Source organism: Streptomyces sp. NBC_00670 (assembly GCF_036226765.1).
Taxonomy (GTDB): Bacteria; Actinomycetota; Actinomycetes; order Streptomycetales; family Streptomycetaceae; genus Streptomyces.
The window spans coordinates 3,554,960-3,574,546 of sequence record NZ_CP109017.1; the positions used below are offsets into that span (position 1 = coordinate 3,554,960).

The window sequence follows — 19,587 nt, forward strand, 5'->3', positions numbered from 1 at the left end:
GTAAGCCCAGCCGCCCCCACCGCGCCCCGCACACCTCGCCGCCGGCCACCTGCTCCACCCCCGCGGCCCGCACGCCCCGCCGCCGGCCACCCCCGCCGCCGGCCACCCGCTCTACCCCCGCGCCCCCAGCGCCGCCGCCGGCGGTGTGCGCAGGGCGTGGCGGGTGGGGAGCTGGAGGGAGAGGTAGGCCACCGCCGCGATCGTCAGCACCGTGGCGGGGACCAGCCAGACCGGTCCCGACGGCCAGGGGTGGTGCAGGAAGGCCGTGCCCAGCAGGGCCAGCGGCACCAGCGTCAGGGCCATGCCCGCGACCAGCGCGCCCGCGGTGATCAGGACCGCCTCGCGGCGCATCATCGCCCGGATCTGCGCGGGAGTCGTGCCGTTCAGGCGGAGCGTGGCCATCTCCTCGCGGCGCTGGGAGGTGGTCGCCACCAGCTTGTTGGCGATGCTCAGCAGCAGATAGGCGAGCAGGACGGCGATGGTGGCCAGGTTGATCCAGACCTCCGCCGGCGCGTCCGACAGACGGCCGTCGCTCTCGTCGGCGGTGTCGCCCACACTCACGCCGGGCGTCTTCGCGGCCAGGGCCGCGAGGGCGTGCGCCGCCGCGGGGGTGCCGTCGGTGCGGACGAGGGCGCTCTGGTCGAGGCCGGTGGTGGTGTGCGGGACCGCGAGGTCGTGGGAGAGGGCGAACGGGCCGAAGCCGAGGCCGCGGGTGTAGACGGCGACGACGCGCGGACGGACGTCGGTGCCGTCGCCCAGCGTGAGTTCGATCCGGTCGCCGACCTCCGCGTCCAGCGAGCGGGCCGTCTCGTCGCTGAGCGCGACCGTGGCGCCGCGGAGCCCGGTCAGGCTGCCGGAGCGTACGTCGAGGTCGAGGACGCGGGGCGCGTCGGGGGTGAGGATCAGCGCGGAGGCCGACTCGGTCGTGACGTCGCCCAGCTCACGGTAGGAGTAGACGACGTTGGTGGAGCCGACGGGCGCGGCCGCCTCGACGCCCGGGGTGCCGCGTACGTCGTCGAGCAGGCCGGTGGGCAGTCCGCCCAGGCCCGGCGCGGTGACCCGGTGCTGGGCGAGGGTGCCGGTGCGGGTGTCCTGCGCGGTGGCCTCGGCCACGGTGGTCAGGGTGAAGGTGTACGTCAGGACGAACGCGACCGCCATGGCGAGGGTGCTGACCACCCCCGCGACGCGCAGCGCGTAGCCGCGGACGTTGGCCACCGCGAGCCAGGTCGGCGCCGCGGTGCCGGGGCGCAGCCGCCGGCCGAGCGCGCCGCCCGCCCACCGGGTCAGCGCCGGGCCCGCCATGGCGAGGCCGATCGCACCGACGATGCCGGCCATCTGGGTGGCCGCCGCGCCGATCGCCGTGCGTGACAGCAGCGGGGCGACGGACAGCGTCGTCGCGGCGACGATCACCAGCAGGCCGCCGTACGTCCGCATCCGGGCGGGCTCGCGGGGCTCGGTGCGGGACTCCGCGACCGCCTCGGTGGCCGGCCGCGTCGAGGTGCGCCAGGCCGCGCCCCTGGCCGCCAGCTGTACGGCGCCGGCCAGCAGCAGGGCGGTGGCGAGCGCGGGCAGCGGGCTGACGGTGAGCGGCAGCGCGGCCGGGACCGCGCCGCGGTCCACCAGCAGCTGCCGCAGCTGGTCGGCCAGTACGTAGCCGAGGGCCGCGCCCGGTACGTACGCCACCGCGGCGACGACCATGGCCTGCGCGGCGGCGAGCCGGCGGATCTGCTTCGGGGTGGCGCCGACGGCCCGCATCAGGGCCAGGTCGCGCCGCTGCCCGTTGACCGCGACGGTGAGCGCGCCCGCCACCACGAAGCCGGTGATCAGGACGACCACGCCCGCGAGGGAGGAGGAGAGCAGCACCAGCAGCGAGCGGGCGGCGCCGTCACCGGGCGAGACGGCGTCGCCGCGGTCGCTGCCGGTGAGGACCTCGAGGTGTCGCGCGGCGGTGCCGGAGTGCGCGAGCCGGTCGCGGACGGCGGCGGCGACCTCGTCGGTGTGCCCGGGGGCGGCCCGCAGCCCGATCAGGTCGACGGTGCCGGCGCGCGGGCCGCTCGTCCGGCCGGCCAGTCCGGTGGCGGTGGAGTCGGCGAAGAGGAGGCCGGCGCCGGGGGCGTCGACGATCGCGGAGACGCGGTAGTCGACGGCGGGGCGGCCGGCGGCGACGATCCGGATCCGGTCGCCGACGGCGGCCCGGGCGGCGGTGGCCGTGGCACGGTCCAGGGCGACCTCGTGGTGGCCGGCCGGGGCCTCGCCGGTGACGTGCGGATGCGCCAGCAGCCGGACCGAGGACCAGCCGTGTCCCGCGGTGGCCGGGTCGACGGCGGTGGCGAAACCGCCGTCTGTGGTGACGGCGGCGGCGGGGAAGCTGAGGTCGGTGGCGGCCCCCCGCACCCCGGGGAGCCCGGCCAGCCGGTCCACGAGGGCGGCCGGGACCGTGCCGCGTTCGGTCAGCGCGAGGGTCATGTCGCCCGGCGCCTTCACGCTCTGGTCGGCGGCGACGAGCACGTCGGCGCCGGCCAGCCGCCCGGCGGGCAGGGAGGAGCGCAGTCCGGACTCGGCGAGCACGCCGGTGCCGGTGAGCAGGGCGGCGGCCCCGAGGATCGCGCAGGCCACCGCGAGCAGGGCGGCGATCCGGTGACGGGCGGAGCGCAGGGCGAGGTGCAGCATGGTCAGCGTCCTCCCAGTGCGACGAGGCGGTCGGCCAGGACGGGCGCGGTGGGGGCGTCGAGGGTCTCGACGACGCGGCCGTCGGCCATCACCAGGGCGCGGTGCGCCTGGGCGGCGGCGGCCGGGTCGTGGGTGACCATCACCACGGTCTGGCCCAGCTCGTCGACGAGTTCGCGCAGCAGCCGCAGGACCTCGTGGGCGCTGCGCAGGTCCAGCGCGCCGGTCGGCTCGTCGGCGAAGACGACGGCCGGGCGGGCCACCAGCGCGCGCACGATCGCCGCGCGCTGCTGCTGGCCGCCGGAGAGTTCGGTGGGCCGGTGGGTGAGCCGGCCCGCCAGCCCGACCCGCTCCACCAGCATTCCCAGCCACTCGCGGTCGGGCGCACGGCCGGCCAGGCGCAGCGGCAGGGTGATGTTGTCGGCGAGGTCCAGGGACGGGACCAGGTTGTACGACTGGAAGACGAAGCCGACGCGCTCGCGGCGCAGTTCCGTGCGCCGGGTCTCGTTCAGGCCCGCGATCTCCTGGCCGTCGATGCGGATGCTGCCGGTGGACGGGGTGTCCAGGCCGGCGGCGCAGTGCATCAGCGTGCTCTTGCCGGAGCCGGAGGGGCCCATCACGGCGAGGAACGTGCCGCGCGCGACCGTCAGCGAGACGTCGTCGAGGGCGCGGACGCCGCCGGAGTAGGTCTTGCCGACCCGGTCCAGGGCGATGGCGGGGGCGGGGGCGGCATACGCGGCCGGTGGCCGGCCGGGGGCCGCGAAGGGCCAGGTCATCGCCGGCCCCGCAGCCGCTGCAGGACGAGCGCGGTGGCGCAGGCGGCCGTGACGACGCCGAAGGCGAGGTGCACCGCGGTGGAGGCGTCGCCGTAGGAGGCGACGCTGTTGGCGAGCACGCTGATCACCAGGACCGTCCAGAGCAGGGCGCGCAGGACGTCGGAGCGGCTGACCCCGGAGCGGGCCGGCTGCCCGTGGTCGTCGGCGGGGCCGGTGAAGCGGTACGGGTCGGGGTGCGACATGGGGACTCCTTCGGGGCCGCGGGGACGCCGCCGGGCTGGGGGCCCGTCGTTTCGGCGTGTCTACGACGCTAGGCATCCGCCCGCGCCCGGCCGAGCCCGCCAGCCGCCCGGTCCGGGGTACAGCAGGCTGTACTCCTCGGCTCCCGGGCTGACGGCGAACGGTCCGGCGCCCTAGGGTCGTTGCGAGAGGAGGCCACCATGCCGACGCACGACACACCCCGGGGGACGCCTGGGACGCCGGGGACGCTGGCGCCCCGGGCTGCCCGGGAGACCCCCGCCGGCGCCACCGGCACCGAGCGTCATGACGCCGCCGCGGGCTCCGTGGCGGGCGCCGGTGGCAAGCACCCCGTGGAGCACCACACCCCCGGCCTCGCAGCCCCGAAGCACCCCGTGGAGCACCACACCCCCGGCCTCGCAGCCCCGAAGCACCCCATGGAGCACCACGCCCCCGACCCCTCCGGCCCCGAGGGCCGTCCCGTGGAGGCCGACGTGTCCGAGCGCAGCCTCCGTGCCGTCGTCTCGCGGGCCGGGAAGGACGCGGTGCACGGGCTCGAGCAGCTCACCGGCGGCTTCGGTACCGCCATGATCGCGCTCGTGGTCATGGTCGTCACCGGGCTCACCGCCGTCGCCTGCCTGGTCGGCGTGGGGCTGCTGCTCGCCCCGGGTGTGCTGCGCCTGCTGCACGCCCTGGCCGGGCGCGAACGCGACCGGCTCAGCCGGTGGGGGCCGGAGATCATCGCCCCCGAGCCGCCGCCCACCCGGCTCCGGCTCGCCGTCACCGACCCCACCACCCGGCGCGAACTGGCCTGGCTGTTCCGGCATGCCACCCTCGGTCTGCTGCTCGGCTTCGCCAGTGTGCTGCTGCTCCTCTTCGCCGTCCGGGACGCCACCTTCCCGCTCTGGTGGCGCCTCGCCCCGAAGGGCAGCTCCAGTACGTCCCTCGGGTTCGGCGTCGCCCACTCGTGGGCGGACGCGCTCTCCGTGACCCTGCTCGCCATTGGCTGGATCGCGATCATCCTCGGCCTCGTCCCCGGCATGGCCCGGCTCCAGTCCAAGCCGGGCAGGCAGCTGCTCTCGGCCGGTCCCGACGCCGATCTGTCCCTGCGGATCGCCCAGCTCACCGCCACCCGGGCCGCCGCCCTCGACGCCCACGCCACCGAGCTGCGCCGCATCGAGCGCTCCCTGCACGACGGCACGCAGAACCGCATCGTCACCGTCACCGTGCTGCTGGGCGCCGCCCGCCGGATGGTCGCCCGCGACCCGGCCGGCGCCGAGGAACTGCTCGAACGCGCCCAGAGCGCCGCCGAACAGGCACTGGCCGAGCTGCGCACGGTCGCCCGCGGCATCCTGCCCCCCGTGCTCGCCGACCGCGGACTGGCCGGCGCGCTCAACGGACTGGCCGCCTCCTGCCCCGTCCCGTGCCGGATCGACGTCGAGGCGCCCCAGCGCTGTGCCGCCTCCGTGGAGGCGACGGCCTATTTCGTGGTCGCCGAGGCGCTCACCAACATCGCCAAGCACAGCGGCGCCCGCCACGCCGCGGTCACCGTGCGCACGCACGACGGCCGGCTGCGGCTGCGCGTCACCGACGACGGCCACGGAGGCGCCGACGAGAACGGCGGCTCCGGACTGGTCGGCATCCGCCGCCGGATCGCGGCACACGACGGAACGCTCGCCCTGGCCAGCCCTCGCGGTGGCCCGACAACACTCGAAGTGGAACTTCCATGCGGATTGTGATCGCCGAGGACGACCCCCTGCTGCGCGAGGGCCTCGCCCTGCTGCTGCGGGCCGAGGCCCTCGACGTGGTGGCCACCGCCGGCACCCCCGACGAGGCCCTGAAGGCGATCGACGAGCACCGGCCGGACGTCGCCATCCTCGACGTACGGATGCCGCCGACCCACACCGACGAGGGCATCGTCGCCGCCGTCGAGGCCCGGCGCCGCCACCCCGGCCTCGCGGTCCTCGTACTGTCGGCGTACGTCGAGCAGACCTTCGCCACCGAGCTGCTCACCGGCGGCGTCGGCAGGCTCGGCTATCTGCTCAAGGAGCGGGTCGGCCGGGTCGAGGAGTTCCTGGACGCGCTGCGCCGGGTCGCGGACGGCGGCACCGCCATCGACCCCGAGGTCGTCGCCCAGCTCTTCACCCGCAGCCGCGAGGACAGCCGGCTGGAACGGCTCAGCCCGCGCGAGCGCGAGGTGCTCGCGCTGATGGCCGAGGGCCTCGGCAACACCGCCATCGCCGAACGGCTCGTCGTCACGGACGGCGCCGTGCACAAGCACATCCGCAGCATCTTCGCCAAGCTGGACCTGTCCCCCGCCGACCAGGTCGACCGCCGGGTCGCCGCCGTCCTGCGCTACCTGGACGACGTACGCCGACGGACCTGAGCCACGCCGACGGACGCCCCCGACCGCATCCCGGCCGCCCCCGGGGCGGCCGACGGACCGTCACCCCGGGTGGCCCGCACCGCACTCGGCGTTTTTCCGCGCCCGTCCGGGTTAAGCGGAATGCCATGGGCCGGCCGCAGGGGCACGGCGCGGGCAGGGGCGGCGGCATGGACGTGGGCGGCGTACGGGTCGGTGCGTGTTCGTGGACGGATCGGGCGCTGGTCACCAGCGGCTGGTACCCGGAGGGCTCGCGGGACGCCGAGGGGCGGCTGCGGCACTACGCCTCGCGGTTCCCCCTGGTGGAGGTCGACTCCAGCTACTACGCACTGCCCAGCGCCCGCAACAGCGAGCTGTGGGTGAAGCGCACGCCGGACGGCTTCCGTTTCGACGTGAAGGCCTTCTCCGCGCTCACCGGGCACCCGACCCGGCAGGGCGTGCTCCCCGCCGAACTCCGCGGCCTCCCGCAGGGACCCGAGCTGCGCGACGAGGTGTGGCGGCGGTTCGCCGACGCCATCGGCCCGCTGCGGGCGGCCGGCCGGCTCGGCACCGTGCTGTTCCAGTTCCCCCCGTGGTTCGCGCCCGGTTCGCGGTCGGTGGCCGCCCTCCGGGAGTGCGCGGAGCGGACGGCCGGCTGGCCCGTCGCCGTGGAGTTCCGGCGTCCGGAGTGGTGGCGGGCGCGGCAGTACGACGCCACGTGCGCGCTCCTCGCCGAGCTGGGGCTGGCGGCCGTCGCCGTGGACATGGTGCAGACCCTGTCCACGTCCATACCGCCCGTCGCCCCCGTCACCTCCCTCCGCCTGGCCGTCGTCCGCTTCCACGGGCGCAGCCCGGCGTGGGGGACGGGCAGCAAGGAGGAGCGGTTCCGGTACGACTACGCGGTGGACGAGCTGCGGGAGTGGATACCGCGGCTGCGGACGATGGCCGACCGGGCCGAGGAGCTGCACGTCCTGTTCAACAACTGCTGCGCGGAGGCCGCCGTACGAGCGGCGGGGCGGATGGAGGCGTTGCTGCGGGAGGAGTGGGGGGATCGGGTGGCGTGGGGCGATCGGGTAAATGTTTCACGTGAAACGGGCGACACGGCTCGTTTCACGTGAAACAGACGGCAGGGCCTGTTTCACGTGAAACGTCCGGCGACGTCACTCGCCGGCCGTCCCGCACGTCAGCCGATGTGGATGTCCTGCTTCACCGTCACCTGGTCGACGTCCGTCGTCCGCACCGTCACCGCCATCGTCCAGACGCCCGGGAGCGGCAGGTTGAGGGTGTCGGAACCCCAGTAACCGCCCTTGTCCTCGAGCTTGGCATCGAGCGGGCCGAGCTTCCGGCCCGCCAGGGTGAAGGTGAGGCGGACCTCGGGGACCGTCACGATGCCGTTGTCGGGCCCGTACGTCACGACCTGGACCGTGTTCTCGCCCGACCGCCCGGGGGTCAGATCGATCTGCGCCTTGCCCCGGCCGCCGGTCGGACCCAGATCGAAGGGGACGGTTGCCGAGGCGCCCAGGATCGGCTGGGCCGCCTCCTGCGCGGCGACCGCCTCCGTCTCGGCGCGGCCCGGCTGCGTTCCGGTCAGCAGGGTGGTCACGACGAGCACCATGACGCCGACGGTGACCTCGGTGAGGACGGAGGTGCGCAGTCGGTGGTGGTCGGGGGGCGGTGAGGTGCCGGCGGGGGTGTCCGTGGGGGGCTCGGCCGTGGGGGTGTGCGGGGGTGTCGGGGCGCCCACCGGCTGCGGTACGCGGGTCCGGGCCTCGGTGGTCGCCTGCCGGGGGGCGGCCAGTCGGGCCGTGAAGCGACGGGAGTACGCGGCCGCCGCCAGCAGCACCACCACGGCCAGCAGCTTGGCCGTCAGCAGCCTGCCGTACGTCGTGGTCGTGAGGGTGTCCAAGGAGCCGAGGCCGCGCCAGGACTGGTAGAAGCCGGTGACCGTCAGGACGACGACCGAGAGGAACGCGAGTCGGGAGAAACGGGTCACCGCGTGGGCCGGGAGCTGATCGGGCGAGCGGTACAGCGTGGTCAGCAGGACCACCAGGCCGCCGAGCCAGGCGGCCATCGCCAGCAGGTGCAGCACCGCGGAGGTGATCGCCACCGGGACCTGGATGCCGGCGGAGGCATGCTCGGACATGGCCCAGGTGAGAGCGAACGCGAGCGCCAGCAGCGTGCCGCCCGCGAGGCGCGGCCACTCCCCGCGCGGGGCGCCCGGCTCGGGCGGTGCCCCTTTCTCGTGCGGGGCGCCTGTCTCGTGCGGGGCGCCCGTCGTCGCCTTGCCCGGTGGGTCGAGCGCCGCCGCCTTGCCCAGTGGAGAGAACGCCGTCGCCTTGCCCAGCGGGTAGAACGCCGCCGCCGCGAGGAGCGCGAGCCGGGCGAGGAGGGCGAGGCCGGGGCGGGTGGCGGCCGTGTCGTCGAGCAGCGTCGGGTCGAGGGCGGAGGCGGGGCCGGTGCCGCGTTCGTACGGGCCGCGCAGCAGGAACAGGGCCACGGTGGCGGCCAGCAGGGTCCACCAGCCCAGGCGGGCCGGGCCCCGCGCCGGTGCCAGGCCGGTGGCGGCGGCGAACGCGAAGGCGCCGATCAGGAGGGCGATGCCGCCGTAGGCGACGTAGCGGGCGATGTCGTAGAGCGTGGTGGAGGCGCCGTTCGAGGACGGCTCGGCGGGGAGGTCGGCGGCGGTGGGGGACGGTTTGCCGACGGAGAAGGTGAACGCGCCGGAGACGGGGTGGCTGTCGGCGGAGACGACGCGCCAGCCGACGGTGTAGGTGCCGTCGGCCATGCGGGCGGGGAGGGTGATGCGGGCGGTGTCGCCCTCGCCGTTCGCACGGGTGGGTGTGCCGGTGTGCAGGCGGCGGTTGGTGTGGTCGAGGACGCGAAAGGAGTCGTCGAGCAGGCCGACGGACTCGCTGAAGGTGAGGGTGACGGTTTTGGGGGCGGCTTTTGCGACGGTGCCGTCCTGGGGGGTGGAGGAGGTGAGGACGGCGTGGGCGGAGGCGGGGGTGGGGGCGGTGAGCAGGAGCAGGAGGGTGGCGGTCAGGAGGGTGAGGGCGCGGGTGAGGTGAAGGTGGGGAGAGTGGCGGTCCCGCTGTGCGTCCACGTCCGTTGGATCTCCGTAGGTTGCGGGTCGGGGTCAGGGGTTGAGGGGGCGGGGTCGAGGGGGTCGAGGGGGTTGAGGGGGCGGGGTTCGCGGTTTGGGGGTTTTGGTTACGTACGGATGGTGGGGGCGGGGTGTTCAGGGTGGGTGGCGTGTTCAGGGTGGGCGGGGGTGCCGGGTGGGTTTTCCGCCGCTGCCGCCCCGGCCCTCGCGTACGGTGGGCCGCCGGATCGAGGGGAGCTGTGCATGGGGGCCGGTGGCGGGTTGTTGTGGGGGTCCTACGGGGTCAGTGTGCTGGGGACCTGGCTGGCGTTCGACGCCTTTCCCCTCATCGCCGTGCTCGTGCTGCACTCCGGGCCCGTCGCCGTCTCCGCTCTCGCCGCCGCCGGGCTGGCGGTCGGGGCCGTCGTGGCGGTGCCGCTCGGGCCCTGGCTGGAGTTCCGGCGCAAGCGGCCCGTCATGGTCGCCACGGATCTCGTCCGTTGCGCGGCCCTGCTGACGATCCCCGCCGCCTACCTGCTCGGCGCCCTCACCTTCGTCCAGCTCCTGACCGTCTCGGTGGTCGTCGCCGCGGCCGACATCACCTTCCGGGCGGCGAGCGGGGCCTACATCAAGACCCTGCTGCCGCCCGGGGAACTGCTCGTCGTCAACGCCCGGTTCGAATCGACGAGCTGGACCGCCACCGTGCTCGGCCCGCCGCTCGGCGGGGCGATGGTCGGGCTGTTCGGGCCGGTGGTGACCGTGCTCGCCGACGCGGCCAGCTATCTCCTGTCCGCCGCCGGCCTCCGGGCGATCCGCACGCACGAACCCCGCCCCGTCCGCCCCGTCCGCGCCGAGGAGGCCGGTGCGCCGTCCCGTCCCCGGGCCGGCGAGCTGCTCGACGGCTGGCGGTTCATCCTCGGCGACCCGGCGCTGCGCCCGCTGTTCTGGAACACCGTCTTCTTCAACGGGCTGCTCATGGCCGTCTCCCCGCTGCTCGCCGTGCTGATGCTCGGTCCCCTCGGCTTCGCCCCCTGGCAGTACGGCCTCGCCTTCGCACTGCCCTCCGTGGGCGGTCTGATCGGCTCCCGGCTGGCCCGCCGGCTGGCCGCGCGGTTCGGACAGCACCGGATCCTGCTCACCACGGGCCTCCTGCGCGCCTGCTGGCCCGTCGGCCTGGCCTTCGTCCGGCCCGGGGTCCCCGGTCTCGTCCTGGTCGTCCTCGTCGAGTTCGGGGTGATCACCTGCTGCGGCGTGTTCAACCCGGTGTACGCCACCTACCGGCTGGAGCAGACCCCGGCCGACCGCGTCGTCCGCACGCTGTCCGCGTGGTCCGTCTCCACCAAGCTCAGCATCGCGGCGCTGACGGCCCTGTGGGGTGTGCTGGCCGGTCTCGCCGGCACCCGGACGGCGATCGGCGCGGCGGGGGTGCTCCTGCTGGCGACGCCGCTGCTGCTGCCCCGTCGCGCACCGCGACCGCTAGCGTTCGCGGAGTGACGACTCCTTTTCCCCAGCGCGTTCCCCTCCGGCCCGAGGATCTCGTCGCCCACTTCGGGATGGAGCCGATTCCCCGTGAGGGCGGACGGTTCCGTCGTACGTGGGCGGGGCCCGTACGGTCCGACGGCCGGCCGGAGGGCACCGCGATCGTCGCGCTGCTGACCGCCGCGCCCGACGACTTCTCCGCCCTGCACCGGCTGCCGGCCACCGAAATCTGGCACCACTACCTGGGCGATCCGCTGGAGCTGCTGCTGCTCGCCCCTGACGGCACCGCCCGCACCGTCGTCCTCGGCCCCGACGTCCTCGGCGGCCAGCACGTGCAGTTCGCCGTGCCGGGCGGTACGTGGATGGGCGGCAAGGTCGTCGGGGGTGGGGCCTGGACGCTGTTCGGCTGCACGATGGCGCCCGGGTTCACGGAGGAGACGTACGAGCACGGGGACGCGGCGGTGCTCACCGCCCGCTACCCGGGGGAGGCGGAGCGGATCACCGCGTTGTGCCGGGCGTAGGTGCGCTTCGGCCAGGGGTGCGGTGCGGCCGGAATGGTACGTCGGCGGTGGGCGCGGGATCATCGGGGCATGGACGTCACCCTGCACCTCGCCCAGCAGCCGGACGCCGACGCGCTGCTCGGCCGCAGTCCGCTGGCGGCGCTGGTCGGCATGCTGCTCGACCAGCAGGTGCCGATGGAGTGGGCCTTCGCGGGGCCGTACACGATCGCCCGACGCATGAACGCGGACGATCTCGACGCGCACGAGATCGCGGCGTACGAGCCGGGGGCGTTCGCGGCGCTGCTGTCGGCCAAGCCGGCCGTGCACCGGTATCCGGGGGCGATGGCCGGGCGGATCCAGCAGTTGTGCGCGTTTCTCGTGGAGCGGTACGGCGGGGACGCGGAGGCGGTGTGGGCGGGGGCGCGGGACGGTGCGGAGCTGTTGGCGCGGCTGAAGGAGCTGCCGGGGTTCGGGGTGCAGAAGGCGCAGATCTTCGTGGCGTTGCTGGGGAAGCAGGTGGGGGTGCGGCCGGTGGGGTGGCGGGAGGCGGCGGGGGTGTACGGGGAGGCGGATGCGTTTCGGTCGGTGGCGGACATCACGGGGGTGGAGTCGTTGGGGCGGGTGCGGGCGCACAAGCAGGAGATGAAGGCGGCGGCGAAGGCGGCCAAGGCCGCGAAGGCCGAGGGTTCCGGTCCGGCGGGGCGGTGACGGGGGGTCCCTGGGGTTTTTCTCGCCCCCGCCGCCCCTACCCGTCCCGTCCTCAACCTGGGGGCTCTGCCCCCAGGCCCCCCGGAGGGGGAGGGGGGGTTGGGGTGGGTGGGTGTGTGCGGGTGAGGTCGTGGCTGGTCGCGCAGTTCCCCGCGTACCGACACAGTCCCGCGCCCCTTGCGGGGGGGCGCCCGTCGCCACTACGCGCTCACCCTCTCGCAACCGGTGGGTAACTGTTGCGCAACCCGGGGGTTTACACCTTTGGCCGGGTGTGCGGGGGGTTTTCCGGTGGGGTACTCGGGCGCCATGGCTGCGCCCGGAACGTCGGGACCGGTAGGCTTTCCGTGTGATCTTCAAGCGCATCGGAAACGGCCGGCCGTACCCCGACCACGGCCGGGAAAGCACCCGGCAGTGGGCGGACGTCGCACCGCGCCCGGTCCGCCTCGATCAACTGGTGACGACCAAGCAGCAGCTCGACCTGGAAACGCTGCTCGCCGAGGACTCCACGTTCTACGGCGACCTCTTCGCGCACGTCGTGAAGTGGCGGGGCGATCTGTACCTCGAGGACGGACTCCACCGCGCGGTACGTGCCGCGCTGCAACAGCGGCAGGTACTGCACGCGCGCGTGCTCGAACTCGACTGAGCCGGGCGGAACCGGACCTCGGTTGCCCCTTTCGGGTCGTACTCGGCCCGATCGAATGATCATCTGGTAGGCACGGCCGCTCCGGCGCACTACGCTGCGCTCATGAGCATGCTGACTCCTCCCGGCATGGGCGGCCAGTACCGGATCACGGGTGACAAGTACCCGCGGATGCGCCCTCCGCGGAGGCGCCGCAGGCTCGTCGTCGGGGCCGTCGCCTCGGTCGCCGCGCTCGGGCTGATCGGCTGGGGAACCCTGCAGCTCATCGACGTCTTCACCGGCGGCGGCGACAAGGCCTCCGCGTCCGTCGGCACCAAGGCCGCCGCCTGCCCGGCGAAGCCGGCGAAGGCGAGCCCCTCGCCGAGCGTCCGTGCGGCCGCGCTGCCCGCGCCCGGGAAGATCACTGTCAACGTCCTGAACGCCACGACGCGCAGCGGGCTGGCCAAGGACACCGCGGCGGAGCTGAAGAAGCGCGGCTTCAAGGTCGGAACCGTCGGCAACGCGACGAAGCAGTACGACAAGAAGGTCAAGGGCGTCGGTGTCGTCCTCGGCCCGGCCGCGGCCAAGGACACCTCGCTCCCGGTGCTGGCGACCCAGCTGACCGGCGCGGAGCAGAAGACCGAGGCCGGACGCAAGGGCGCCGACGTCGACCTGATCCTGGGCGACGGCTTCCAGCGGCTGACGGCCGCGAAGTCGGCCGACCAGGCGCTGACCGCGCTCCGGCACCCCGCACCCGCGACACCCGCGGCGGGCAAGGGCTGCTGACCTACCCGGCGCAGGACGGCCCCCACAGGGGTCCGGGACGTGGCTACTCCGCCGCCCCGTACAGCCGGTCCCCCGCGTCGCCCAGGCCCGGGATGATGTAGCCGTGCTCGTTGAGGTGGTCGTCGACCGCCGCGGTCACCACGGTGACCGGCGTCCCCGCCAGCTCGCGCTCCATGATCTCCACGCCCTCCGGCGCGGCCAGCAGGACCACGGCCGTCACGTCGTCCGCGCCGCGCCGGATCAGCTCGCGGATCGCCGCGACCAGCGTGCCGCCGGTGGCGAGCATCGGGTCCAGGACGTAGACCTGCCGCCCGGAGAGGTCCTCCGGCATCCGCGTGGCGTACGTCGAGGCCTGCAGCGTCTCCTCGTTGCGGATCATGCCGAGGAAGCCCACCTCGGCGGTCGGCAGCAGCCGCACCATGCCGTCGAGCATCCCGAGGCCGGCCCGCAGGATCGGCACCACCAGCGGCCGCGGGTGGGAGAGCTTGACGCCGGTGGTCGAGGCGACCGGGGTGTGGATGTCGACGGCCTCGGTGCGCACGTCCCGGGTGGCCTCGTAGGCGAGCAGGGTGACGAGTTCGTCGGCGAGCCGGCGGAAGGTCGCGGAGTCGGTGCGGCGGTCGCGCAGCGTGGTGAGCTTGTGGGCGACCAGCGGATGGTCGACGACGTGGAGACGCATGACCCCACAGTAACCGGGCGCCGCGGGTCCGGCGGCGCCGCGCCCGGCAAGCACTGGCACCGCGATTCACCCGCCCGCCTGCATCAAACCCCCCGTCGGAGGGAAGGTGGGAGGGACCGACCGGAGTGATGTGACGATGTCCGACCAGCAGTCCCACGGGGACACACCGCAGCACGGAGACGCACCGCGGCAGGAGCAGCGGCAGGAGCAGGACGCCGAGGCCGCGCGCCGGCGCCGCCGGGCCCAGTTCCTGCGCGAGCGCGCGGAGGCCCGCGCACTGCGCGAGCGCGTCCAGCCGCGCCGCGCGAAGGTCGCCCGGCTCCGCCACGCGATGCGCATGCGCACGTTCCGCTGGTGAGCCGGACGCCGGGCAAGCGGTCGTAGAGCCGGACGACGCACACCCGCGGTCGTAGCACCTGACGAAGGACACCCGCGGGCGCGGACCGGACGACGAACACCTCGCGGCCGTAGAACCTGACGACGGGCGCCCCCTCACCCGTGCGCCGTGCCGCGTACGATCACGTCGGCAGCGTCAGGCACCTCGCGGCCCGAGCCCGGTCCCCGGACTCCCGCCCGGACAAGAGGGTGCAACACAGCGTCGTGAAGACATCCCCTGAACGCCTTGTTTCTGCCACGATTCCGAGTGGGCGGGGGACACGGCACAGCTCTCCCCGCCCGCGACTTGGCCGGGGGGACCCCCAACCGGCACGCCTATGACCAGTGGGAGAGTCACGGTGTACTTCGCCGCACTGCTCGCGCGCACCGAAGACGGGTGGGAAGCGAGCGACACAGAGCTCGACGATGTGGAGACCCTGTCGGATCTGGCCGACCTGGCCCGGGAAGCCACGGCCGACGAGGACACGGTGCTCGTCCTGATCGAGCAGGAGGACGCGTGGTTCGGCGTCGTCCGCGTGGACGGCGAGGAGGATCCTCGTATCTACGTGTCGGACGCCGCCGCGGCCGCCCGCAGCTCGTACGGCGAGATCCTGCTCACCGACGAACTGCTCGGCAGGGAGCCCGGCAACGACGGCGCCGACCTGGACTCCCTGGACCTCGACGGCACGGAGGACGGTGAGTCCGACAAGGGCGACGACGAGGACGACGGCACGGGCGCCGAGGCCGTGCCGCACGGCCCCGTCGGCGACGCGGAGGTCCTCGACGACCTCGGCGTCGGGGAGAAGGAACTGCGTTCCCTGGACGCCGAGGAGGCACTGACCGCGATCGCCGAGGCCCTGGGCGCCTCGGAGGTCCTGGAAACCGTGCGCTAGGCCCGCGCGTGACGACGAACGACGCTCCGCCGGTCCACGATCCGGTACGGGACCGGTGGCGCGCCCCCATGCGGCTCGCGCTGCGGGAGGCCGTGCGCGCCGCCGAGGGCGGGGACGTGCCGGTGGGCGCGGTCGTGCTGTCGGCGGACGGCACCCCGCTGGCCACCGGCCACAACGAACGGGAGGCGACGGGCGACCCGACCGCGCACGCGGAGGTGCTCGCCCTGCGCCGGGCGGCCGCCGCGGCCGGCGAGTGGCGGCTGACCGGCTGCACGCTCGTCGTCACACTGGAGCCGTGCACGATGTGCGCGGGCGCCCTCCAGCAGTCCCGGGTGGACCGGGTCGTCTACGGCGCCCGCGACGACAAGGCCGGCGCGGCCGGTTCCCTCTGGGACCTGGTCCGCGACCGGCGCCTCAACCACCGTCCGGAGGTGATCGGGGGCGTCCTCGCGGACGACTGCGGCCGCCTCCTCACCGACTTCTTCCGCACCGGCGGCAGGGGCCCGGAAACGGATTTCTGACCGGGGCCCACCTTGGGGTAGTGTCTCCCTCGGTAGCGTGTCCGAGCGGCCGAAGGAGCTCGCCTCGAAAGCGAGTGTGGCGCAAGTCACCGAGGGTTCAAATCCCTCCGCTACCGCCACGAAGAGGCTCCGTCGTACGACGGGGCCTCTTTTGCGTGCGTCCGGTTTCCCCGGGCCGGCCGCCGCACGCGCGTGATCCTTTTCGGGGCGCCGAACACGTGCGCGGGTTACACTCACCGGCGGTGTACGGGGTTCATGGGGCGCAGGAGACGGGGGAGGCCGCGTGGCGGTGCAGGGAAAGAAGATCGCGCTGTACGCGCTCGTCGTCTTCGCGCTGTACGTGATCATCACCGACCCGGCGAAGGCCGCCGACTACGTCCAGATCGGGTTCGAAGGCATTTCGAACGCCGCGCAGTCGGTCGGCGACTTCATGACCTGGCTCGCCAACGGCGCCAAGGACTGACGCGCGCTCACCGCCTCACCCGGGGCCACTTCCGCTCCACGTCAACTCGCGGCGATTCACGGCAACTGGCCGTTTCCCTCCCTCAACACGGCGTTATGCGGTGCTTGCACACAGTGCACATGTCTTGTGATGCTATGACCGCTTTTGAGGGATGAATTGACGATGCGTTGACGAGTGAAGAGGTGGCGTTGACCGTGTCGGCCAGTACCGCGCCGCCCCAGGACGAGCTTCCGGCCCCCGCCCCCGCCCCCACGTCCGCCCCCACGTCCGAACCCGCACCCGCACCCGCATCCGCATCCGCATCCGCATCCGTCCAGCCCGCTCCCGTGCCCGGCCCCGCCCCGGAGGCCTCCCAGGGCCCGCAGTCCCCGGCGAAGCGGCGCGGTGCCGACACCCGGGCGCTGACCCAGGTGCTCTTCACCCAGCTCAAGGACCTGCAGCCGGGCTCCTGTGAACACGACCGCGTACGCGGGGCGCTCATCGAGGCGAACCTCCCGCTCGTGCGCTACGCGGCCGCCCGCTTCCGCTCCCGCAACGAGCCGATGGAGGACGTCGTCCAGGTCGGCACCATCGGGCTGATCAACGCGATCGACCGGTTCGACCCCGACCGGGGCGTGCAGTTCCCGACCTTCGCGATGCCGACCGTCGTCGGCGAGATCAAGCGCTACTTCCGGGACAACGTCCGCACCGTGCACGTCCCGCGCCGGCTGCACGAGCTGTGGGTGCAGGTCAACAGCGCGACCGAGGACCTCACCACCGCGTTCGGGCGCTCCCCGACCACCGCCGAGATCGCCGAACGGCTGCGGATCGGCGAGGAAGAGGTGCTCTCCTGCATCGAGGCCGGCCGCTCGTACCACGCGACCTCGCTCGAGGCGGCCCAGGAGGGCGACGGACTGCCCGGCCTGCTCGACCGGCTCGGCTACGAGGACCCCGCCCTCGACGGCGTCGAACACCGTGACCTCGTACGGCATCTGCTCGTCCAGCTGCCCGAGCGGGAGCAGCGGATCCTGCTGCTGCGGTACTACAGCAACCTCACGCAGTCGCAGATCAGTGCGGAACTGGGCGTCTCCCAGATGCACGTCTCGCGGCTGCTCGCGCGCAGCTTCGCGCGGCTGCGCTCCGCGAACCGCATCGAGGCGTAGGCGTCCAGTCCCCCCACGAGTGACGTACAGGCGTCCGGTCGGTCACCTGGGGGAGGGAATCGGGGCGAGGCGATTTTGCGCCCCTTGGGACCCGAAAACCCGTCAGACCCCTCTCTTCCAGTGCGAATTGCCGTCCCACATGTCGACATGTCTCTACAGAGCGTTGCCGACATGTGACATTCTTCCGGCAGCGCGTTTGCCGCAGCGTTCCAGCCGGTATTCAGGTGGAGGCTGCGTTCCTCCGACGGGAGCGTCCGCCGCGACCGTCCCGCGACCCAAAGGGGGTGGCATGTCCGCAGACCAGGGCAGCTCGAAGGTGCTCACGCTCACGAAGAGCGACACGGCGCCCGACGTGCTCCAGGACCCTCAGGACCTTCCCGCCGCCGAGGCCGTCCAGGCCACGGAGGCCCCGGCCTTCCCGTCCTCGGCAGCCATCGACACCCGCACCCTGTCCCGCTCCCTCTTCCTGCGGCTCGCCGCACTCGACGAGCACAGCCCCGAACGCGCGTACGTCCGGGACACCCTCATCGAGCTCAACCTCCCCCTCGTCCGCTACGCGGCGGCCCGCTTCCGCAGCCGCAACGAGCCGATGGAGGACATCGTCCAGGTCGGCACGATCGGGCTGATCAAGGCGATCGACCGGTTCGACCCGGACCGCGGCGTGGAGTTCCCGACCTTCGCGATGCCGACGGTCGTGGGCGAGATCAAGCGGTTCTTCCGCGACACCTCCTGGTCGGTGCGGGTGCCGCGCCGGCTCCAGGAGCTGCGGCTCGCCCTGACGAAGGCCAGCGACGAGCTGTCGCAGAAGCTGGACCGGTCGCCGACGGTGGCCGAGCTGGCGGCGGTGCTCGGGGTCTCGGAGGAGGACGTCGTCGACGGGCTCGCGGTGGGCAACGCCTACACCGCGTCCTCGCTGGACTCCCCCGCCCCGGAGGACGACGGCGGCGAGGGCTCGCTCGCGGACCGACTCGGCTACGAGGACACGGCCCTGGAGGGCGTGGAGTACCGGGAGTCGCTGAAGCCGCTGCTGGCGAAGCTGCCGCCGAGGGAGCGGCAGATCATCATGCTGCGCTTCTTCGCGAACATGACGCAGTCGCAGATCGGCGAGGAGGTCGGCATCTCGCAGATGCACGTCTCGCGGCTGCTGACGCGGACGCTGGCGCAGCTGCGGGAGGGGCTCATCTCCGACTGAGCGGCTCGCTGAGCAGCGGAACGGGGCGGGGCGGGACGGATCACCGTCCCGCCCCGCCCCGTTCCGCCGTACGCCCTACTTGAGGGCGAGCCAGGCGACGGCGGCCACGACCGCCACGGCGACGACGATGCCGACGATCAGGCCGATGCGGGGGCCGGCCGCCGCCGCGGGCTCCTGACGGCGGCCCTGCGGGGCCTCGTCGACGAAGGCGCGGAACATCTGGGTGCTGCCGGCGGGGTCGTGGTTGCCCTGCGGGCCCTGGGTGTTAGCCATGCCCCGAGACCCTACCGGGCCCAAGTACGGGGTCCAAGGCCCCCCTTGGCCCACTGCGAGGGGGCCTGCCGCCTGCGTGAAGAGGCTGCCGCCCCCGGCCCCGTCGCCACGGGGGTGACTCGTGCGTGTTACCTGCGGGTGCGTTCTGGTTGCGCGCGCCGGCCGTCAGCCGATGACGGACCCACCCTCGCTCCCCCACCTGCATCTTTACCTTCCCAACACTTGCCTTTGCCAACATTTTGTGCTGCACGCCCCCTCTTTGTTTGCCTGTAGCAACCAACCTCCCGTTATGGTTGCCTAGAGCAACAAAGCTGGAGGTGTGAGGCATGGCAGAGCAGGCGCAGTTCGAGGAGCTGGCGCGTCAGCTCAGTGCCGTGGGAGCCGTCAAGAGAGACATGGCACGGGTCATGCCCCCGGACTGCCCCGCCGGCTCCGCCGCCGTACTCCTCCTCCTCGACCGGCACGGCGCCATGCGCATGAGCAGGCTCGCCGAGCTGCTCGCCGTGGACATGTCGGTCACCAGCCGCCACGTCGCCCACGTCGCGGACCGCGGCTGGATCGAACGCTCCGCGGATCCGGCGGACAGACGTTCCCGGATCCTCCACCTCACTCCGCCCGGCCGGGACCGGCTCGAGGACCTCTCCCGACGGACCACCGAGCTGCTGGCCGACCGGCTCAGCGACTGGAGCGACGACGAGGTCGTCCAGCTCATCCGGCTCATGACGCGGCTGCGGGCCAGCTTCGGGGACTGCCGCTCGACGGCGTCCGCCCGGCTGCCCCAGCCCGCGCAGGGTACGGAACAGACCACCCGTACACCCGCAGAGAACTGCTAA

Annotated in this window: 21 protein-coding genes and 1 tRNA gene; 16 read left to right on the plus strand and 6 right to left on the minus strand. The window is 73.7% G+C overall.

Annotated elements, in window-relative coordinates; all coding sequences use genetic code 11:
* Nucleotides 1-111 precede the first annotated feature (111 nt).
* Genes OIE12_RS15825 through OIE12_RS15835 form a run of 3 tightly spaced genes read right to left on the minus strand, consistent with a single transcriptional unit; the run spans nucleotide 112 to nucleotide 3,685 of the window.
* Entirely contained in the window at nucleotides 112-2,670 is a 2,559-nt protein-coding gene (locus OIE12_RS15825; RefSeq protein ID WP_329135829.1) for an ABC transporter permease, read from the minus strand.
* Nucleotides 2,671-2,672: 2 nt separating this feature from the next.
* Nucleotides 2,673-3,443 carry an ABC transporter ATP-binding protein gene (locus OIE12_RS15830; RefSeq protein WP_329135831.1) on the minus strand — a complete coding sequence of 257 codons (771 nt, stop codon included), beginning with the start codon at nucleotides 3,441-3,443 and terminating at the stop codon, nucleotides 2,673-2,675.
* Nucleotides 3,440-3,685 carry a hypothetical protein gene (locus tag OIE12_RS15835; RefSeq protein ID WP_329135833.1) on the minus strand — a complete coding sequence of 82 codons (246 nt, stop codon included), beginning with the start codon at nucleotides 3,683-3,685 and terminating at the stop codon, nucleotides 3,440-3,442. The genes OIE12_RS15830 and OIE12_RS15835 overlap by 4 nt, the downstream gene beginning before the upstream one ends.
* Before the next feature lie 198 nt (nucleotides 3,686-3,883).
* Here OIE12_RS15835 and OIE12_RS15840 point away from each other — a divergent pair, with 198 nt between their 5' ends.
* The 3 genes from OIE12_RS15840 (at nucleotide 3,884) to OIE12_RS15850 (ending at nucleotide 7,160) form a co-directional block, all read left to right on the plus strand.
* The gene (locus OIE12_RS15840; protein WP_329135835.1) at nucleotides 3,884-5,419 is read left to right on the plus strand and encodes a sensor histidine kinase; all 1,536 of its coding nucleotides are present in this window, start codon (nucleotides 3,884-3,886) and stop codon (nucleotides 5,417-5,419) included.
* Nucleotides 5,407-6,066, plus strand: coding sequence for a response regulator transcription factor (locus OIE12_RS15845; protein ID WP_329135838.1), 660 nt, complete (start codon nucleotides 5,407-5,409; stop codon nucleotides 6,064-6,066). The genes OIE12_RS15840 and OIE12_RS15845 overlap by 13 nt, the downstream gene beginning before the upstream one ends.
* 173 nt (nucleotides 6,067-6,239) lie before the next feature.
* Complete coding sequence (locus OIE12_RS15850) at nucleotides 6,240-7,160, plus strand: DUF72 domain-containing protein (protein ID WP_329141986.1); 921 nt, start codon at nucleotides 6,240-6,242, stop codon at nucleotides 7,158-7,160.
* 65 nt (nucleotides 7,161-7,225) lie between these two features.
* Here OIE12_RS15850 and OIE12_RS15855 read toward each other — a convergent pair whose 3' ends face one another.
* Nucleotides 7,226-9,145, minus strand: coding sequence for a copper resistance CopC/CopD family protein (locus OIE12_RS15855; protein WP_329135840.1), 1,920 nt, complete (start codon nucleotides 9,143-9,145; stop codon nucleotides 7,226-7,228).
* Nucleotides 9,146-9,388: 243 nt separating this feature from the next.
* Here OIE12_RS15855 and OIE12_RS15860 point away from each other — a divergent pair, with 243 nt between their 5' ends.
* The 5 genes from OIE12_RS15860 to OIE12_RS15880 all read left to right on the plus strand — a co-directional run bounded on the left by OIE12_RS15860 (nucleotide 9,389) and on the right by OIE12_RS15880 (nucleotide 13,216).
* On the plus strand, nucleotides 9,389-10,618 hold the full coding sequence (locus OIE12_RS15860; RefSeq protein ID WP_329135843.1) for an MFS transporter: 1,230 nt from the start codon (nucleotides 9,389-9,391) through the stop codon (nucleotides 10,616-10,618).
* 59 nt (nucleotides 10,619-10,677) lie between these two features.
* Complete coding sequence (locus tag OIE12_RS15865; protein WP_443054046.1) at nucleotides 10,678-11,124, plus strand: cupin domain-containing protein; 447 nt, start codon at nucleotides 10,678-10,680, stop codon at nucleotides 11,122-11,124.
* A gap of 69 nt (nucleotides 11,125-11,193) precedes the next feature.
* A complete protein-coding gene (locus OIE12_RS15870; RefSeq protein WP_329135846.1) occupies nucleotides 11,194-11,811 on the plus strand; it encodes an HhH-GPD-type base excision DNA repair protein in 618 nt (205 codons plus the stop codon).
* Nucleotides 11,812-12,157: 346 nt separating this feature from the next.
* Entirely contained in the window at nucleotides 12,158-12,454 is a 297-nt protein-coding gene (locus OIE12_RS15875; protein ID WP_004929488.1) for a type II toxin-antitoxin system VapB family antitoxin, read from the plus strand.
* 126 nt (nucleotides 12,455-12,580) lie between these two features.
* On the plus strand, nucleotides 12,581-13,216 hold the full coding sequence (locus tag OIE12_RS15880) for a LytR C-terminal domain-containing protein (RefSeq protein WP_443054047.1): 636 nt from the start codon (nucleotides 12,581-12,583) through the stop codon (nucleotides 13,214-13,216).
* 43 nt (nucleotides 13,217-13,259) lie between these two features.
* Here OIE12_RS15880 and upp read toward each other — a convergent pair whose 3' ends face one another.
* On the minus strand, nucleotides 13,260-13,895 hold the full coding sequence (gene upp / locus OIE12_RS15885) for a uracil phosphoribosyltransferase (protein WP_329135852.1): 636 nt from the start codon (nucleotides 13,893-13,895) through the stop codon (nucleotides 13,260-13,262).
* A 136-nt stretch (nucleotides 13,896-14,031) separates the two neighbouring features.
* On the opposite strand from upp, the gene OIE12_RS15890 reads away from it, so the two are divergent.
* The 7 genes from OIE12_RS15890 (at nucleotide 14,032) to OIE12_RS15920 (ending at nucleotide 18,481) form a co-directional block, all read left to right on the plus strand.
* Entirely contained in the window at nucleotides 14,032-14,253 is a 222-nt protein-coding gene (locus tag OIE12_RS15890; protein ID WP_329135854.1) for a hypothetical protein, read from the plus strand.
* A gap of 376 nt (nucleotides 14,254-14,629) precedes the next feature.
* On the plus strand, nucleotides 14,630-15,163 hold the full coding sequence (locus OIE12_RS15895; RefSeq protein ID WP_329141987.1) for a tRNA adenosine deaminase-associated protein: 534 nt from the start codon (nucleotides 14,630-14,632) through the stop codon (nucleotides 15,161-15,163).
* Between the two features lie 68 nt (nucleotides 15,164-15,231).
* Nucleotides 15,232-15,684 (plus strand): tRNA adenosine(34) deaminase TadA, encoded by a 453-nt coding sequence (tadA, locus tag OIE12_RS15900; RefSeq protein WP_329141989.1) that lies wholly within the window; start codon nucleotides 15,232-15,234, stop codon nucleotides 15,682-15,684.
* A gap of 31 nt (nucleotides 15,685-15,715) precedes the next feature.
* Nucleotides 15,716-15,803: transfer RNA gene (locus OIE12_RS15905), tRNA-Ser, on the plus strand.
* 164 nt (nucleotides 15,804-15,967) lie between these two features.
* Nucleotides 15,968-16,147 (plus strand): hypothetical protein, encoded by a 180-nt coding sequence (locus tag OIE12_RS15910; RefSeq protein ID WP_030377064.1) that lies wholly within the window; start codon nucleotides 15,968-15,970, stop codon nucleotides 16,145-16,147.
* Nucleotides 16,148-16,341: 194 nt separating this feature from the next.
* The gene (locus OIE12_RS15915; protein ID WP_329135856.1) at nucleotides 16,342-17,289 is read left to right on the plus strand and encodes an RNA polymerase sigma factor SigF; all 948 of its coding nucleotides are present in this window, start codon (nucleotides 16,342-16,344) and stop codon (nucleotides 17,287-17,289) included.
* Between the two features lie 289 nt (nucleotides 17,290-17,578).
* Complete coding sequence (locus OIE12_RS15920) at nucleotides 17,579-18,481, plus strand: RNA polymerase sigma factor SigF (RefSeq protein WP_329135858.1); 903 nt, start codon at nucleotides 17,579-17,581, stop codon at nucleotides 18,479-18,481.
* Between the two features lie 75 nt (nucleotides 18,482-18,556).
* On the opposite strand, the gene OIE12_RS15925 is transcribed toward OIE12_RS15920, so the two are convergent.
* Entirely contained in the window at nucleotides 18,557-18,754 is a 198-nt protein-coding gene (locus tag OIE12_RS15925; protein ID WP_030377061.1) for a hypothetical protein, read from the minus strand.
* Between the two features lie 326 nt (nucleotides 18,755-19,080).
* Here OIE12_RS15925 and OIE12_RS15930 point away from each other — a divergent pair, with 326 nt between their 5' ends.
* Complete coding sequence (locus OIE12_RS15930) at nucleotides 19,081-19,587, plus strand: MarR family winged helix-turn-helix transcriptional regulator (protein ID WP_329135861.1); 507 nt, start codon at nucleotides 19,081-19,083, stop codon at nucleotides 19,585-19,587.